16 protein-coding genes and 1 other annotated feature are annotated in these 16,939 nt (G+C 34.4%); of the genes, 5 read left to right on the forward strand and 11 right to left on the reverse strand.

The annotated features are described in order from the left end of the window. Window positions 1–22 precede the first annotated feature (22 nt). Window positions 23–1,237, reverse strand: coding sequence for a translocation protein TolB (locus BK577_RS17015; protein ID WP_078434052.1), 1,215 nt, complete (start codon window positions 1,235–1,237; stop codon window positions 23–25). A 175-nt stretch (window positions 1,238–1,412) separates the two neighbouring features. Here BK577_RS17015 and BK577_RS17020 point away from each other — a divergent pair, with 175 nt between their 5' ends. After that, a complete protein-coding gene (locus BK577_RS17020; RefSeq protein WP_078434053.1) occupies window positions 1,413–2,495 on the forward strand; it encodes a GerAB/ArcD/ProY family transporter in 1,083 nt (360 codons plus the stop codon). A 167-nt stretch (window positions 2,496–2,662) separates the two neighbouring features. Here the strand turns inward: BK577_RS17020 and BK577_RS17025 are convergent, their stop codons facing one another. From BK577_RS17025 to argS, 4 genes are all read right to left on the reverse strand, one after another. Then, complete coding sequence (locus BK577_RS17025; RefSeq protein WP_078434054.1) at window positions 2,663–3,853, reverse strand: Ger(x)C family spore germination protein; 1,191 nt, start codon at window positions 3,851–3,853, stop codon at window positions 2,663–2,665. Beyond that, on the reverse strand, window positions 3,850–5,457 hold the full coding sequence (locus BK577_RS17030) for a spore germination protein (protein WP_169908344.1): 1,608 nt from the start codon (window positions 5,455–5,457) through the stop codon (window positions 3,850–3,852). The genes BK577_RS17025 and BK577_RS17030 overlap by 4 nt, the downstream gene beginning before the upstream one ends. Before the next feature lie 234 nt (window positions 5,458–5,691). Further along, entirely contained in the window at window positions 5,692–6,399 is a 708-nt protein-coding gene (locus tag BK577_RS17035) for a DNA alkylation repair protein (RefSeq protein ID WP_078434056.1), read from the reverse strand. Window positions 6,400–6,452: 53 nt separating this feature from the next. Next, entirely contained in the window at window positions 6,453–8,159 is a 1,707-nt protein-coding gene (argS, locus tag BK577_RS17040; RefSeq protein ID WP_078434057.1) for an arginine--tRNA ligase, read from the reverse strand. 150 nt (window positions 8,160–8,309) lie between these two features. Continuing rightward, window positions 8,310–8,521, reverse strand: a binding site (T-box leader). A 193-nt stretch (window positions 8,522–8,714) separates the two neighbouring features. On the opposite strand from argS, the gene BK577_RS17045 reads away from it, so the two are divergent. From BK577_RS17045 to BK577_RS17060, 4 genes are all read left to right on the forward strand, one after another. Next, window positions 8,715–9,404: a response regulator transcription factor gene (locus BK577_RS17045; protein ID WP_078434058.1), complete on the forward strand. Its 690-nt coding sequence runs from the start codon at window positions 8,715–8,717 to the stop codon at window positions 9,402–9,404. Between the two features lie 2 nt (window positions 9,405–9,406). Continuing rightward, window positions 9,407–10,408 (forward strand): sensor histidine kinase, encoded by a 1,002-nt coding sequence (locus BK577_RS17050; RefSeq protein WP_078434059.1) that lies wholly within the window; start codon window positions 9,407–9,409, stop codon window positions 10,406–10,408. Between the two features lie 110 nt (window positions 10,409–10,518). Beyond that, the gene (locus tag BK577_RS17055; RefSeq protein WP_078434060.1) at window positions 10,519–11,202 is read left to right on the forward strand and encodes an ABC transporter ATP-binding protein; all 684 of its coding nucleotides are present in this window, start codon (window positions 10,519–10,521) and stop codon (window positions 11,200–11,202) included. Further along, entirely contained in the window at window positions 11,199–13,790 is a 2,592-nt protein-coding gene (locus BK577_RS17060; RefSeq protein WP_078434061.1) for an ABC transporter permease, read from the forward strand. The genes BK577_RS17055 and BK577_RS17060 overlap by 4 nt, the downstream gene beginning before the upstream one ends. A 156-nt stretch (window positions 13,791–13,946) precedes the next feature. Here BK577_RS17060 and BK577_RS26085 read toward each other — a convergent pair whose 3' ends face one another. The 6 genes from BK577_RS26085 to BK577_RS17085 form a co-directional block, all read right to left on the reverse strand. Continuing rightward, a complete protein-coding gene (locus BK577_RS26085) occupies window positions 13,947–14,117 on the reverse strand; it encodes a hypothetical protein (protein WP_169908346.1) in 171 nt (56 codons plus the stop codon). Between the two features lie 94 nt (window positions 14,118–14,211). Beyond that, window positions 14,212–14,751: a histidine phosphatase family protein gene (locus BK577_RS17065; protein WP_078434062.1), complete on the reverse strand. Its 540-nt coding sequence runs from the start codon at window positions 14,749–14,751 to the stop codon at window positions 14,212–14,214. Between the two features lie 29 nt (window positions 14,752–14,780). Next, the gene (locus tag BK577_RS17070; protein ID WP_078434063.1) at window positions 14,781–15,053 is read right to left on the reverse strand and encodes a DUF2277 domain-containing protein; all 273 of its coding nucleotides are present in this window, start codon (window positions 15,051–15,053) and stop codon (window positions 14,781–14,783) included. A gap of 104 nt (window positions 15,054–15,157) precedes the next feature. After that, window positions 15,158–15,754, reverse strand: coding sequence for a DJ-1/PfpI family protein (locus BK577_RS17075; RefSeq protein WP_078434064.1), 597 nt, complete (start codon window positions 15,752–15,754; stop codon window positions 15,158–15,160). 137 nt (window positions 15,755–15,891) lie between these two features. Next, a complete protein-coding gene (locus BK577_RS17080) occupies window positions 15,892–16,233 on the reverse strand; it encodes a VOC family protein (RefSeq protein WP_078434065.1) in 342 nt (113 codons plus the stop codon). A gap of 64 nt (window positions 16,234–16,297) precedes the next feature. Next, a complete protein-coding gene (locus BK577_RS17085) occupies window positions 16,298–16,855 on the reverse strand; it encodes a pyridoxamine 5'-phosphate oxidase family protein (protein WP_078434066.1) in 558 nt (185 codons plus the stop codon). Between the last annotated feature and the right edge of the window lie 84 nt (window positions 16,856–16,939).

Below are 16,939 nucleotides of genomic sequence, written 5' to 3' on the forward strand. Positions count from 1 at the left end.
AATTCCTTTTTTGTATCTGATGTTAGTGATGAAAAAACACTGGCGCTGAATCAACATTGTTTAACCAAATATATTCCTTGCCATCAAGCCCGTTCTTTACAAAAACATTTCCTTTAGATTCTTCATCTGTTTTTCGAATCCAAGTTAGGTAGGATTCAATCACCTGTGGATCCTTATCAAGTTCATTTTTCTTAGGACTAGTTAGTTGTTTTTGATCTTTTGTTTTTAGATCAATAAGGTAAAGTGATGTATACATTGTTGGAACTGGTCCTTCATTCCAATCTTTGTTCTCCTTTGCACGAGCCACAATTATTTTAGCTGAAGAAAACCATTCTAAGTCAAGATCTACATATCCATCTGGTGTATATTTCTTTTGTTGATTCGATACTGGCATGTCTTTAATTGTCGTGTTCTTGTTTTTCACAAAAAATCTTCCTTCACCAGAAATATAAGCCAGCTGATCAGTAGATGGTGACCACTTTACCCAATCCTCATATCCCAGCATTTTTCCCACAGATTGAAATTCGTCCCCTTGTTGTGATAATACACACAAAGTATTACTATCCATTGACCAAGATGCTGTAGGGACTGCTATAAAACTAAGCCACTTTCCATCATAGCTCCATTTGAAATAGTCAGCATAAATGGAAAATAAGTCGGGTAGTTTAGTATCTATCGTATAAAAATGTTTCATTTTTTTATGATCAAGATTTGCATCAACCGGTATTTTAAAAAGTTCAATAGGTCCCCATCCAGTCGGTAATAAATTGGCTTGTGAGGAAACAATAAAGTCTTTCCCATTCGGAAACCATTCAAACCCGCTAACACCTAATGAAACATTCTGAAATCCATGTGGACGATTCTTTTTAAACTCCGTGACATTTAACACACCATTTGAAGTGTATGCTAACTGATTGGTAATCGGAGACCACTTAAAATCAGATGTTTCAATACCTTCATATGGTTGGTAGTTTTCTTTTTCTTTTGTATCATAGATAAACAAGTTTGATTTTTCTCCATGTTGATCACCGTCAAGATAGGCTATAAATCGTCCATCATACGACCATTTAGGGGAATAAACAAATCTTCCCTTTGTAAGTTGTATTTCTTGTTCTCCGTCTATTATCCACAGTTGGTGATCGCGAATAAACGCAGCTCTAAGTGGTACTTCTGCATTCACTCCTGTAGAAAATAGACAAGATGTTAAGAATAACAGCAATAGAATCCTATGTCCCACGAAAAACCCCTCCTGCTTTTAGGTTGTCCTAAACATTTTTAGGGAATTCACCTATTGTAAGGGGTGGGTATCCTATGTAATTAAATAAAGAATGTAGCTGCATATTTAAATAACCATTCTTTGGCTATACTATTTTTAACGTCCTAAATTCTGATAGATAAAAAGGTTGAATGGAATGGAACAAATCTCAAAAAGTCAGCTATTTTCTTTGATGTTATTATATGAAGTTGGTAGTACAACATTGTTTGCCTTAGGTATTGGAGCTAAACAAGATGCTTGGATCGTGATCATCATTGCCACTGTTATTAGTTTGGGTTTGGTATGGATTTTCACTGAGCTTCAAAACCATTTTCCGAATCAAAATTTAGTAGAGATTTTACAGAGTCTATTAGGAAAGTGGCTCTCAGTGCCAATTATTCTCCTTTATGCGTTGTATTTCTTTTCAAGCGCAAGTTTTAATTTTTATGAATTTGGCGAAATTATTCGGACTACATTTCTTGTAAATACACCACAACTAGTAATTTTAGGTGTTTTTATGTTTACTACTATTTATATGATCACATTAGGATTTGAGGTCATTGCGAGAACAGGTGAAATTTTAATGCCTGTTCTTATCATCTTTTTAATGACAACTTATTTTCTGGCTAGTATCTCAGGTACACTTGATCTACAAGAGATATTGCCTGTTTTAGAAAATGGAATTAAACCTGTTTTAAAAGAAGTCTTGCCTGTCATTAACTTTCCATTCGGGGAAAGTGTTGTTTTCCTTATGTATTGGCATTTTATAAATAAGAAAGAGTCTGTACGTAAAATCGCTTTACTCGTTGTCTGTATAACAGGTGGAATTCTAATTCTAACGAACTTAATGATCATTACGATGTTAGGACCAGAACTAGCGGCGAAAGCTGAGATTCCCTTATTAAGAGTTCTTTTTGATATAAATATCGCAGACATTATTACGAATTTGGATATTATCGGGGTTATCGTCATCTTTATTGGGGGCTTCTTCAAAACTGTTCTTAACTTTTATGCAGCCGTATTAACAGTTACAACCCTTTTTAAATTCACGAATAAAAAATGGATGACAATAATAATGGGGTTAGCTTTAATTGTCTATTCAATTACTTATTTTGAAAATATTTCGTTTCATAGATGGGTGGGGTTCGAATTTAATTCAACTTATATACATGGTATTTTTAGCTTTATGCCGATATTCATAGTACTTTTGAGTTGGCTTAAACATAAAACAAAAATCTAAAATAAAAAGGTGAACTCTATGTTGAATTTACAATCTCTTTATGAAGCTGGTATAGTACCGATCATTCTGATTATTGGAGGATCGCTATATATTGCAATCCTCATATTATTAAACATTTATTATGTTATCTATTTTCTTATTAAACGTTTTTTTCACAAAACAACATCTTAATCTTCGGACTTTAATGGCTCTTTTAAAAGTTCGCGTGCCCCAATATCTGCTTGTACATTAACATTTACAGCAGCATTTTGAAATTCTCCTTCCAACCAGCTACCTTTTATTTCCTTCCACTTCTTGGGTTCTTTCTTATTCAATGTTGTCCCAAATCCAAAAATATCTGAATTATATTCTTTTTGTGCTTTTTCAACAACATGAACAACTTCTTCTTCAATTAGGTTTTTCAATTCTTTTTCTAATTGATTTAAGTATTCGTACTGCTCTTTTCTCGTTGATAACGTTCCTGCACCTTGCTGTTCAACCAGTATGCCAGATGTTTTAATATCTATTGTAAAAGAAATTCTACCTCCTTTTATATCTGGTTTTATCTTCGTTTTTGTTTCTCTGATTTCAACCGACACAAGCTTATTTTCCTCCATTATAGAGGGAATTGTAAGAATGCCACTATTCACCTCGCCAATAATCCAATTATATCCACGTGCTTCTTTTTCATTAAGATATCCAACCACTTTGTCTTCTTTAATAACAGCTCCGCCCGTAAGCTTCACTTGTTGCGTATTCTCTGACAACGTTCCATTTGATGGGGATTTTTCTGACATTTCCAATACTCCAATAACTGGATTAGTACCTTTAGATAATGATTTTTTATAGAAATCATTTAATTGGATGACTGTTACATCAAAATTTAATTTTTGATTTTCATGCAGACTCTCCAGAGAGTTTGCTGGTACTTGTTCAATGCCCTGATTATTTATACTAAGGATTTGTCGGGCCTGCATATCTTTTGCTATACAAATCCATACATATCCCCGCGATTCTTTTCCTCTCGTTATCGCATCTAGAACAGGTAGTATTTCCTCTTTTGCTAACTGTTCGCCGATAACAATGACTTTATTATGTGCATAAAAATTGTTACGATCAAATTTTTGATTCACATTTCTTATTGCTTTATAAACAGTATCCCCAGTCGAGGAAATGACTTTAATAGGAGGTGTAGTGCCCCCTCCTTCCGGCTTTAGTGCAGAAGGATTTGCAACTTGAGATGTAAAGAGTATTTCACCTGTTTCAGGATTTCTATCAATTCCAATTGCACTGACAATGCCTATCTCTTTCAATTCTCTTCGATCCCAACAACCAACTAATAAAAACAAACAGCCTAAAATGAAAACAATACGCTTCATTTCTCTTCACTTCCATTTTCCCTTGTTGAAGCTTTGGGCTTTTGGTTCGTACCCTGACGATTTGTCTCATGTTCCCATGTAATGGATTGTGGTCTTTGATTCATCTTCCAAAGCGGGGCTCTTATTAACGTATCTTTCCACTCCCGTAAGATAATTGGAGCATGTGGTGCTAAATAGGGTGTACCGAATGAACGTAAAGAACACATATGAGCTAATATGATTAAAAATCCAATTAATACACCATATAAACCAAGAATTCCTGCAAGCAATACGAAAAATAACCTTGATAATACTACAGCATCATTGATGGCAGGGACAATAAAACTTGAGATACCTGTTAGGGCCATTGCTATAACCATAGGGGCACTTACAAGACCAGCCTGTACTGCTCCTTCACCAATAATTAAAGCACCAACAATTGAGATGGCTGAACCTACAGGTCTTGGTAAACGAACCCCGGCTTCTCTTAGAATTTCAAATGCAGTACCAATTAATAATGTTTCAATCAAAACAGGAAATGGAACGGTTTCCTCAGCAGCAGCCATAGATGTTAACAAAACTGTTGGAATCATGGCATGATGATAGCTAGTAAGTGCAACATAAAATGCAGGAATTGTGACGGTAAGGAACAATGCAAGCAGCCTTAATAATCGAATCGCAGAGGCAAAATAAGGACGTGAGTAATAGTCTTCACTAATTTGAAAGTTTTCAACAAACATGTAAGGAACAGATAAAACAAATGGTGTACCGTCACATAATATAGCTACTTTCCCTTCCAATAACCTTGCAGCAATAATATCAGGTTTTTCACTATTCCCAACAGTAGGAAAAATGGATGTTGGATGGTCTTCAATGAGTTGTTCGATATATCCCGACTCTAAAATAGAATCAATATCAATTTTTTTTAATCTTGCTTTTACTTCTTGGACAACCTTTTTATTGACAATCCCCTCAATATAAGCAATACGTATTTTTGTATGAGTTTGTTTACCAATTGTAAACTTTTCAAAATAAAGCTTTGAATTAACAATTTTTCTTCGAATTAATCCTGTATTAACTTCAATATTTTCAGTAAAACCTTCTCTTGGTCCTCTTACAACTGACTCTGTATCAGGTTCTGAAACATTTCTCATTGCAAAACCTTGTGCTTCAATTATCAGGGCAGCATCTGAACCATCTATGAATAATGCAGCCTTGCCTGATAATATTTGGTTTACTACCATATCAATTGCTGAGTGTTCTGAAAGACTGCCAACATCTAATACATTATTTTTCACAATATCTAAGTTGCTTTTTTCTGAATAAGTCATCTGGTTATTGTTCAAGTTTAGTTCTTGTAATGGTTTTACAACAAATTCGTTAATGTATTCATTACTAGATAAAGTTGAAAAATAACAAATGAACACTTTTACAGGTTTCTCAATAAAAACAACAATCTCTCTAAAAACAATGTCATCATTTGTTTCAAGGAGTTCCTTTACCTTACTAATATTTCTATCAATATTTACTTCAAACTTTTCGTTATTTTCTAACACATGCTTGTTTTGAGAATTCGTATACGTAGGTTTATTTTTTTTTCGATGGGAACGGAATTTTTTAAACACTTCGATACACCAGCCACCTTCAAAACTTTGAATTATATAGTATTATTTGCCATCATAAGAAAATTTATCAAAGATTGTATTTCCTTATATAGATGACTAAGAAATACAATCCATGAGATCAAGAATAAAAAAACGCCTCAAATCCATTTAAAATAAGGATTTAAGACGTCTTAGTGCTTAGTAACTAATGATGAATCATCTATATATTACGTTTCTATAGGTGTTATTAAATTACTAACATCTTACATATTTACGTTTGAAACCAAGCTTCCCTCTATCTATTTCCTTTTGGATATTATCTGAAGCAAGGAGAATACTGCTTTTCTTCTTGTCCCGTTTGATCTCAACTGGTCCAACTGCATTCGCGGTTTGGACTGCCTTTTCATGTAGAGGCAAGTAGGAAACTGCTACTGTATACATAAAATTATTCATAGCGGATTTTGTTCGATCAGGAGAATGGTGAATTGTTTTTTCTATCTGGTCAAGCATACCGGCAATCTTGTCTGCGTTAAATTCAGCGTCTGACCGATTCCCTAAAAGCCAGCAGTAACAGCTCCAGCCTGCTGACATTCTAAGTTCCTCACCGCTTTCAATCCATTTATCTGCTACAGTTTGCGCTATATCGGTTTCAGACAAAGTAACTGCAACAACATAATCAGACAACATATAGAAATACGCAGCATCAATCCAACGGTCAAAGTCTGCCTCAGTCATGATTGTTGGATCTGCAATAATACCGGCAAAATACATAGCATCATAGTTACCTGTCTCGTATAGCTGCTCTGCTAAAGGCTGATTTTTTCCGATTTTCTTTGCGATCGGCTTCATCGCTCCTGTAGCTACGCCAAAAACCGGTTCATGTGCACCATTTCTTATATAAGTATTTTTTGTTCGTTCTTTTCCTAGAGCTTCCAGTTCCTGCATAACTGTAGTGAAATCCATTAATTGGCACAACCCTTCATGATAAGCTTCTTATTGATTTTACCACGATCTCCTTACATTTGTTCAGGAGCTTTAATTCCTAATAAACGTAAACCTTCTTTTAGAACGACCGTTACTGCCTCTACTAATTGTATTCTTGCATTTTGATTTTCGTCTTCCTCTAAAATTCGAACAGAACCATAGTATTTATTAAAAGCTTGTGCAAGATCAATCGTATATTTCGCAATTTGAGAAGGATCAAACTGGGCATGTGCCTTCATAATCACTTCTTCGAATTTCATTAATAAGGATATCACTGACCAAGCCTTCTCATCTTTATAAGCATCTATGGAAACAGAAGATTGATCTTTTCTTTTCGCCTTTCTTAAAATAGAGCATGCACGTGCATGCGTATATTGTACGTAAGGTCCAGTTTCTCCTTCAAAAGTTAACATTTCTTTTAGAGAGAATTCAACATCGTTTAAGCGGTAGTTTTTTAAGTCATGGAAAATAACCGCCCCAACCCCAACCATCTTTGCAACTGCCTCTTTCTCATCAAAATTCGGGTTACGTAATTCGATATTTTGTGCTGCAAGTTTAATAGCTTCTTGAAGCACTTCCTCTAAGAGGACAACCTTTCCTTTTCGTGTTGACATCTTTTTCCCATCCTTCAACATCATGCCGAATGGTATATGGTGCATATCTTTTGACCACTCATATCCAAGCTTGTTTAAGACGTGAAATACTTGTTTAAAATGAAGAGATTGCTCACCACCTACAACATATAATGCTTTAGAAAAATTATATTCTTTTTTTCTGTATAGAGCTGCAGCTAAATCTCTCGTAGCGTATAAAGTAGCTCCATCTGATTTTTTAATTAAGCAAGGCGGTAGATCATATTCATCTAATGAAACTACCATTGCTCCTTCTGATTCTGACAACAGGCTTTTTGTTTCAAGCTCTTTTACAACAGCATCCATCTTGTCATTGTAAAAAGCCTCTCCATTAAACGAATCAAATTCAATATCCATAAGATTATAAATTCGTTCAAATTCATTTAATGAATCGTCACGAAACCATTTCCACAGCGATAATGCTTCTTTATCACCGTCTTCCAATCTTTTAAACCAAGATCGAGCGTTATCTTCAAGCTCTGGAGTATCTTCAACTTCTTCGTGAAACCGAATATATAAAGAAAGTAACTCCTTAATCGGTTCCTGCTTAACCCTATCTTCATCTCCCCATGTTTTATATGCTGTAATTAACTTTCCGAATTGTGTACCCCAGTCACCTAAATGATTAATTCTTATTGGGGTGTAGCCACATTTCTCCATAATATTTGCTAAAGAGTTTCCGATTACAGTTGAACGTAAATGTCCCATTGAAAAAGGCTTTGCAATATTAGGAGATGATAAATCAATTGTAACTTTTTTATGATTGCCAATCGATAATTTTCCGAAATTGTCTTTTTCGTTAAGTACTTTCATGACTACTTCATTTCCTGCCTTTTGCTTTTCTAAAAAGAAGTTCAAGTAGGGGCCAACAACATCTACTCTTTCGATATACTCATTGTTAATGAGAGAACTTATCTCTTGTGCAATTTGGGCTGGAGCTTTCTTTAACTCTTTTGCTAATACAAAACAGGGAAATGCATAATCACCCATTTCTTGTTTTGGAGGAACTTCTAACTTTTTGCCGACTTCATCTTTTGATAAAGAGCTAACTCCTATTTGAGTTAAGGTTTCATAAATTGTAGAAATAACGATCTGCTTATACTTCATTATTCATGCTCCTTTGTTTTCAGTTGTACTTCATTACATGAAAGAAATTAGAAAAACGCGGCTTGTCGAAAAGTCCTAATGGCGAAAGGCTTAGTTCTTCTGATACTATCATCCATAAAATGTATATAAAAAACCCCCGTCTCTAAATATATTAGAGACGAGGGTTAAACTCGCGGTACCACTCTATTTGCTAAAATAGCCTGCTTGAAATTGTAACGGTCATGACCGGACTTATCTACATGATGAGATTTCAATAAGCCTTCTCCGAGGTGCGCTTCATAATCAAGTTCGTACCAGGCTCCCACCATTCCCGGCTCTCTATATCGAATTGTGATTACTATTCTCCTCTTCTTAGAATTATCCTTTATTAAAATGTTATTGCATATTATACATCATAGTTTACTTAAAAATCCAATTCTTTTTATTATTATTTGTTTATTTCTTTTCCTCAATTGTTCTTTTCGTTAAATGATCATTTAAAGTGTTTTGACACTAACATGATGATAAACTAGGATTAGTCTAGTAAAACTTAACAAATGGTAGGGTGTTCTCAATATGAAAATTTTATTAGTTGAAGATGATAAAACGATTGCTTCAGGTTTGGAATATTCATTACAAGCGGATGGATATGAAACAGTTACATGTCATAATGCTGAATCAGCAAAAGCAGTCGTCAGGGAAAGATTAGCAGAAATAGATTTATGCTTGTTAGATTTATCCTTACCAGATGGCAGCGGTTATGAGTTGTGTGAAATGGTAAAAAACCGGAGTGATAAACCCGTTATCTTTCTAACAGCATTAGATGATGAAGTAAATGTTGTGATGGGATTAGATATGGGAGCAGATGATTATATTACGAAGCCCTTTCGTATTCGCGAGCTTATCTCGCGGATTAAGTCTGTTTTCAGAAGATATGACAAACAAATACAAACAAAACCAAAAACAATAATAGAACTTGAAAATGTCCAAATTAATACGTTGGAAGGGAAAGTTTATAAAAACGGTGAAGAAATATTGCTTACTGCACTAGAATATCGGCTTTTTTTGATTTTTGCCAATCATATTGGACAAGTATTAACAAGAAACCAGCTTTTAGAACGGATATGGGACGTTGCTGGTGAATTTGTTAATGATAATACACTCACAGTCTACATTAAAAGACTGCGAGAAAAGCTTGAGGATAACCCCCGTAATCCTATGATTATTAAAACAGTCCGTGGTATGGGTTACAAGGTTGGTGATTAAGAATGCTGCGTAATCGTGAAATACAAGTCTTATTGATTATTCTGACAAGTATTTGTTTGACTTCAACAGTCCTGGCAATTTTCTTTTTTTCTTTGCCTGTGGCGTTATACATATTTTTAACAACAACGATCTTCGTGATTGTTTTTTTCTTTTTTACCAAATGGCGGTATCGGGAGATTGAGAAGCTTTCAAACTATTTGCGTAAAATAACAAACGGAGATTATAACCTGGATATCCGTGATAATGCTGAAGGTGAATTAAGCATTTTAAAAAATGACATTTATAAAGTTACATTAATGCTTTCTGAACAAAGCTCATATTTGCAACAAGACAAAGTACGGTTAACGAATGCGATCTCAGACATCTCTCACCAGCTAAAAACTCCATTAACATCGATGATGATGATGGCTGATTTATTAAGTCATCCAACTCTTGACGTTGCTAAACGGAAAGAGTTTACTCACAACATCCAAGCACAATTGGAAAGAATTGAATGGCTCGTCTCTTCACTATTAAAGTTAGCCAAAATTGATGCAGACATTGTTCAATTTAAAAAAGACACTGTTCCCGCTAACGTTTTAGTACAAAAAGCTGTACAATCTGTCCTTATCCCAATGGATATCAAACAGGTCTCTTTAAAGGTAAGTGGTGATGATGTTTCATTTCTAGTTGACTTGAATTGGACCTCAGAAGCCCTTATCAATATTCTGAAAAATTGTATTGAACATACTGGTGAAGGCGGATCCATATCAATATCTTTTGTTGAAAATACTTTATACACAGAATTAAAGATTCAAGATTCAGGAAAAGGAATTTTAAAAGAAGACCTTCCATATATTTTCAAACGATTTTATAAAGGCAAAAATGCCGGAGAAGAAAGTGTCGGAATCGGTCTGGCTTTGTCATATAGCATTATAAAGAGTCAACATGGGGACATTGAAGTGAAAAGTGAGATTGGAAAAGGAACAACTTTCTTAATCAAGTTTTATAAACAGATCATATAGAACTTGAACGAAAAATCTCTCTAAGTGACTAAAATGTCACTAAAGAGTCACTCAATCGTCATTTTAGGCAGATATACTAAAATCACAAATGAACTGGAGGTAATATAATAATGAGTATTCTACAAATAGAAAATCTGTCTAAAGTGTACGGTAAAGGTGAAACCGCTGTAACAGCATTAGATAATGTGTCATTCTCAGTAAACAAAGGTGAATTTGTCGTCATTATCGGCCCATCCGGATCTGGAAAATCAACTTTGCTTCATTTACTTGGTGGAGTAGATCAACCTACAAGCGGTAAAGTGTATATTGATGGTACCGATTTATACAATTTAAATGAAACACAGCTAGCCATCTTTAGAAGAAGACAAATTGGATTGATCTATCAATTTTATAACCTTATCCCTATTTTAACGGTTGAAGAAAATATCACATTACCATTGCTATTGGATGAGCATAAGGTCGACAAAAAGCAATTTGATGAAATTGTTGAAAAACTGGGTTTGAATCTTCGTCTAGGTCATTTACCTAATCAGCTATCAGGTGGTCAGCAGCAACGTGTATCAATAGGTCGAGCATTAATAAGCAATCCTGCGATCATGCTGGCTGACGAACCTACAGGTAACTTAGACAGTAAAAATAGTGAAGAAATCATGGAACTTTTAAAAATGTTTAACAAAACATTTAATCAAACACTTATTGTCATCACACATGATGAACGGATAGCCCTGCAAGCCGATCGCATTATTTCCATTGAAGACGGAAGAATTGCCAAGGATGAGGTGATTCGTTCATGAATATAGTAAATAAGTTAACAGTTAGACATTTAAAAAAGAATAAAAGAAGAACACTTATAACGATTATTGGCGTGATTATATCAGTTGCCATGATTACGGCTGTTGCAACCTTAGGAGTTTCGTTTCTTGATTTTATGAAAAGACAAACCATTGCCTCCTCTGGTGAATGGCATGTGCAATATAAGGATATAACCAAGAAACAGCTGGAATCGATTGCAGCTGATGAAACAACAAGTAAACTAGTCATTGCGAATGAACTTGGTTATTCTCCTTTAGAAAACTCACAAAATAGGAACAAACCCTACTTATTTATTCAAGAATACAATGAACAAGGCTATAACCAATTTCCGATTGAGGTCAGCGAAGGGCGTCTTCCTAAAACTGCAAATGAGGTCATTATTTCTGATGAGATTATTCAAGATGCTAAAGTCGACTACAAAATTGGTGACAAAATCACGCTGGAAATTGGACAAAGGCTCGTACCGGGAGCTGAATCTCCGTTAAAACAAAATGATCCGCTCCAACAAGATGAGGAGATCGGAAAAGAAACTCTACAAATCGAAAAAACGGAAACCTTCACCATTGTAGGAATGATGAAACGACCTATATTGGAACCGACATGGTCTCCTGGATACACAGTGATAAACTATACAAATTCTACATTATTAACTCAAGATGATTTACTAGATGCCTTTGTTGTTATGAATAAGGTGGATGGATCACTGTATAACAAGGTAGAAAAGATCAAAAAGGAAAATAAAATCGACAAAGTGGAATATAATGATGCACTACTGCGCTATTATGGTGTTACAGATAATGATAATTTAAGAACAACCTTATTTTCTCTAGCAACAATTATTATGGTCGTCATTATTATAGGCTCTGTAGCATTGATATATAATGCTTTTGCCATTAGTGTTTCTGAACGGGCAAGACATTTGGGAATGCTTTCAAGTGTAGGTGCAACGAAAAAACAAAAGCGTAACTCTGTATTTTTTGAAGGCAGCCTTATTGGTTCAATTAGTATTCCAATTGGACTGATTGCTGGACTTGGTGGGATTGCCGCTACCTTTTGGTATATTAACACATACCTTAAAGGTGCTATAGGAGATGGTGCTGAAAATCTGGAAGTTGTTGTGACACCCTATTCTTTCCTTATTGCTTGCTTTGTTTCGATCATTACGATTTTTATCTCAACTTATTTACCTGCACGAAAAGCATCAAAAATCTCTGCCATTGACGCCATTCGTCAAACACAGGATATTAAATTAACAGGTAATACGGTTAAAACATCTAAACTCGTCCGAAAAATGTTCGGGATGGAAGCCGAAATTGGCTTGAAAAACGTAAAGCGTAATAAAAAAAGGTATCGGGTAACTGTTTTCTCACTGATCATAAGTATTGTTCTCTACTTATCTGTCTCTTATTTCACAGATAGCATAAGTAAATCTGCAGAGCTATCACAAGATGGAATTAAATATGATATCCAAGTATCTGGAAGTAACATGACAATCGATGAACTAAGACCTTTCTCCCATTTCGATGCTGTCATCGATGCTAGTTTACAAACTAGAATTCAACTAAACGCAGACATCCAAGAAGAATTACTTCCTGATTTATTGATGGAGATGATTGAAAAAGATAACCTTCCACTCGATAATGGAAATTATGAGTATTACGTAAACTTGTATGGTTTGGATGAAGCAAATTTCCGGGAATATGCGGAATCAATTGGAACGGATGTAGCAAGTTTCACAGATTCAGATAAACCAGCAGCTATTGTTATCGATAAAATTTCTTATCAAGATTTTACCACAGGTAATTACATTGAAACTAAATCGATTGAAGCAAAACCTGGTGAAAAGATTGATGTAGTATTAAAAAACTATGAAACAGAGGAGCATGTATTATTACCTGAACTAAAAATTGGAGCATTAACTGATCAAGTTCCATTTGGGGTCATTTCATCTCGCCTGGGCGGTTTAGATATGATCGTACCGCAAAAAACGATGGACAAACTAACAAGTGGTAATGAACAAGTAAAACAGATGGTTGAAACTTATCTATTTTTAAATAGCTCTGATCCACTGACAACACAAAAAGAAATCGAAGATGCCACCACTTCGGATGTAAATATATACAATGTATACAAACAAAAACAAAATGAACAACAGCTTATCCTCTTTCTTTCTGTGTTTACGTACGGCTTTATCGCTTTAATTTCGTTAATTTCAATCGCAAATATTTTTAATACGATCTCTACAAGTATTTCATTACGAAAAAGAGAATTTGCCATGTTAAAATCTGTTGGGTTAACTCCAAAAGGATTTAATAAAATGATTTATTATGAAAGTATTTTTTACGGTGTAAAGGCATTATTATTCGGTCTCCCAATTAGTGGGGTTGTGATGTTCCTTATATATAAGTCAGTACAACGTACATTTGAATATGGTTTTCAGCTTCCATGGTTGAATATCTTATTCGTAATTGCAGCGATTTTTATTATCGTTGGCTCTGCTATGCTTTACTCCATCCAAAAGATAAAAAAAGAAAATATAATTGATGGGTTAATACAGGAGAATATTTAATAGTTAACCAGGTGGTCATTAAATATCCACCTGGTTTTTTCCTACTGCCTCAACCTCGTCTAATTACATGAATCTCGGACTTTCATTCTTTAAACATAGTGGTTTTAAGTGCTACTTTTTGAATGGAGTAATGAATGGAAACTCGATTATTTGATATTAGTCTCTTCCGTGTGTGCCATTAGAATTGATACCATTTTGATTGATTACTTCCCCGAGCTTTTCATCTTGTATATTTTCATTTGGTGGAGACATTCCAGATTTTTTTTCAAAATAGATAGCTATAGCCCCTATTATTAAAACCGGCATTAGTATGAATAACCAAATCATCAAAACACCTCTTTTATAAAAATATATTTCTATTTATTTTTCTTACACCCTTATGCACAGAAACCTTTTTCGACCACAGTTTTCATAAACCATATCACTTCCATAAACGCTTATAAGTTACTTTACGATTTTCAAGCTTTAATAAATACACATCAGGATTGGTTAGATTTTTCCAATCATCAAAACCAAAATTATTGTTATAATGCTTAAGAAGTAATGACATTAAATTACCATGAGTAACAATAATGGTATTATTAGCTTCATTTTCGAAAACTTCTTCCACAATCTCAAGTATTCTGTTCATTGCTTCTTGACTTGATTCTCCGCCTTCATATTTTATTTCCATATCATCAAAAGTTAATTTTAATTTATGTAACCAATCAGTAAGATTATTGCTGCTCAGTACACGCTCAGTCAAATTTTTATTTACTTCAACCTTCAAATTAAGCCTATTAGCCAAAGGTTGAATTGATTCAATTGCACGTTTATAAGGACTAGAAATAATATGGTGTATATTTATTTGAGAAAAGTAACGGGATAGTTCCAAAGCTTGTTTATGACCAATTTCTGTAAGCGGTGATTCAGGATGTTGCCCTTCTGCTTCACAATGCCTAACTAGATAGATATTTTTCATAATTTACACTCCCAATTATCTATAGTCCCCTAATTAGTTCCATACCTTTTAGCTGCTTTGATTCGAGCACGTTCTGCTTCAACCTCACGATTGCGTGGCTCTGCATTGGTTACAAGTGTATTTAGTAGATTCTTAGATACCATTGCAATCTCATTAACTGCCTGATTAAAAACTTCTTCATTTGCCATTGATGGCTTGTTATATCCACTAATCTTTCTGACGTATTGAAGAGAAGCCGCATGAACCTCCTCATCAGTAGCTGATGGGCTGAAATTAAATAGTGTCCGGATGTTTCTGCACATACGTTATACACTCCTTATTGTAATGATTATTACATAATTGTTTTCCACAAAGAATGCCTAATAACCTTTAACTCTAATTAAAATAATATTTCTATGATTGATCATTACATTTTCCAATCATACTCCATAAGATTTGCAGCTTGTATGGCTCGTTCGTTTCCTAATAATTTTTCAACCACATACAAAGACATATCAATACCAGCTGATACCCCTGCAGATAAAATAATTTTCCCATTATCGATATAACGAGCATTCTCAACGATAACAGCAGATGTAGGAGCAACTTCTTTTAGCTCATTTAGCGCATTCTGATTCGTTGTAAGTCTTAATCCTTCTAACAAATTTGCTTTTGCTAATAATAATGCACCAGTACATACAGATAATACGAGTTCGGCTTCATTAGATTTTTCATTTATCCAGTTGGTGAGGTTCCGATTATGCATTTCTTTTCTTGAACCCCAACCTCCAGGAATAATCAGAATATCAGGAGTCGGGCAGTTATGAATGGAGTAGGTGGGGTTTATACTAAGGTTACCTAATGCATGAACAGGGCGTTTTTCCTCTGCTACTGTGTACACTGAAAAGTCATGTCCTCTATTGCTTCCTACTAGAAACACCTCATAAGGACCGGCAAAATCCAAAATTTCAACATATTCATATATCAAAATCGCAACATTCTTTGGTCTTATAACACTATTCATTTCATCATCCTCATAAAGTAGTAAAGCATTTGGTAAAATTCCAAATGCTCTCCATTTCTATTAAATAAAAACATATTTTATATTTCTTATTTAAAGCGCCAAATTGTTAAGGGTTAAAAATCATATGTTCAATGGGATTATTTACAAACCATGATTATATTTCCATCCAGATCTTCAAAGTTGAACCAATGTCCATTTTCGATTTCAGTCGTTATATGAACATTTTTTTGTTTCAAGTAATCATATGTTCTTTTAATATCATCTGTTAGAAGTTGAACAGCTGGAACTTTATGTATATGTTCTGGTGCAAATATTTTACTATCAAGTATAATATTTTGTCCGTTTAACGGTAGAACATATATATGCCCAAAGTGTATTTCTCCATCTTTTGGAAAGCATAATATATCGCAATACCAATTACTTGCTTGTTCAATGTTACTAACCGGAATAAAAACACCGCCAATTTTATCTAAGAACAAATTATTCTCACCTCAAATATTGTTATATAATGACAAATCATTCACTTCAAAAAATAGAGTAAAGTTAACTAAACTTTTTCCCAATCGGTGTTACGATTCCGTCCATACTGATAGAATTTTTCTTTTTCCAGTAGTTTTCTAAGTCTTCTTCACTTTTATTTTCAGCCCACTTTTGGAGAGTATCCCGCTCACCATGATATGAATAAAAAGGGACACTAAATCCGCATGACGTTTTTACTGTTTCAATTCTTGCGTGTACAATTTGACGTGAACCAGGAAGTATTTCAAAATGTTTAGCCATATTATCCCATTCCGGCGATTCAGGCAATATTATCTTTCCTTTACCATATAGTCGTAGAATCATAGGAGGTCCTTCAAAGGCTAAGAACATAAACGTCACTCTACCGTTATCTATTAAATGGGCACTCGTTTCATTTCCACTACCCGTTAAATCTATATATGCTACTTCATTTGGTGAAAATATCCTCAGAACATCATAGCCTTTTGGAGATATGTTAACATGTCCCTCTTCATTTAGAGGTGCTGAACCTACGAAAAAGATTCTTTGTTTTTTAATAAATTCTTCATGTTTTGGAAGTATAGATGAATATACAGTTCCCAATGAAATTCCTCCTCGATACACAAATTTAATAACATTCCATTTAGAGAAGCGTTCGTCAGCGTATTATAAAATATGAAAGATGTT

Origin of the sequence: Metabacillus halosaccharovorans (genome assembly GCF_002019635.1) — a bacterium.
In the GTDB taxonomy this organism is placed as follows: Bacteria; Bacillota; Bacilli; order Bacillales; family Bacillaceae; genus Metabacillus; species Metabacillus halosaccharovorans.

Excerpts from the sequence above, each read along its gene's own strand:
- BK577_RS17070 (WP_078434063.1), bottom strand. The coding sequence starts at position 15,053 with ATGTGCAGAAACATCCGGACACTATTTAATTTCAGCCCATCAGCTACT.
- BK577_RS17055 (WP_078434060.1), top strand. The coding sequence starts at position 10,519 with ATGAGTATTCTACAAATAGAAAATCTGTCTAAAGTGTACGGTAAAGGT.
- argS (WP_078434057.1), bottom strand. The coding sequence starts at position 8,159 with ATGAAGTATAAGCAGATCGTTATTTCTACAATTTATGAAACCTTAACT.
- BK577_RS17075 (WP_078434064.1), bottom strand. The coding sequence starts at position 15,754 with ATGAATAGTGTTATAAGACCAAAGAATGTTGCGATTTTGATATATGAA.
- BK577_RS17050 (WP_078434059.1), top strand. The coding sequence starts at position 9,407 with ATGCTGCGTAATCGTGAAATACAAGTCTTATTGATTATTCTGACAAGT.
- BK577_RS17025 (WP_078434054.1), bottom strand. The coding sequence starts at position 3,853 with ATGAAGCGTATTGTTTTCATTTTAGGCTGTTTGTTTTTATTAGTTGGT.
- BK577_RS17020 (WP_078434053.1), top strand. The coding sequence starts at position 1,413 with ATGGAACAAATCTCAAAAAGTCAGCTATTTTCTTTGATGTTATTATAT.
- BK577_RS26085 (WP_169908346.1), bottom strand. The coding sequence starts at position 14,117 with ATGATTTGGTTATTCATACTAATGCCGGTTTTAATAATAGGGGCTATA.
- BK577_RS17060 (WP_078434061.1), top strand. The coding sequence starts at position 11,199 with ATGAATATAGTAAATAAGTTAACAGTTAGACATTTAAAAAAGAATAAA.
- BK577_RS17065 (WP_078434062.1), bottom strand. The coding sequence starts at position 14,751 with ATGAAAAATATCTATCTAGTTAGGCATTGTGAAGCAGAAGGGCAACAT.
- BK577_RS17045 (WP_078434058.1), top strand. The coding sequence starts at position 8,715 with ATGAAAATTTTATTAGTTGAAGATGATAAAACGATTGCTTCAGGTTTG.
- BK577_RS17035 (WP_078434056.1), bottom strand. The coding sequence starts at position 6,399 with ATGGATTTCACTACAGTTATGCAGGAACTGGAAGCTCTAGGAAAAGAA.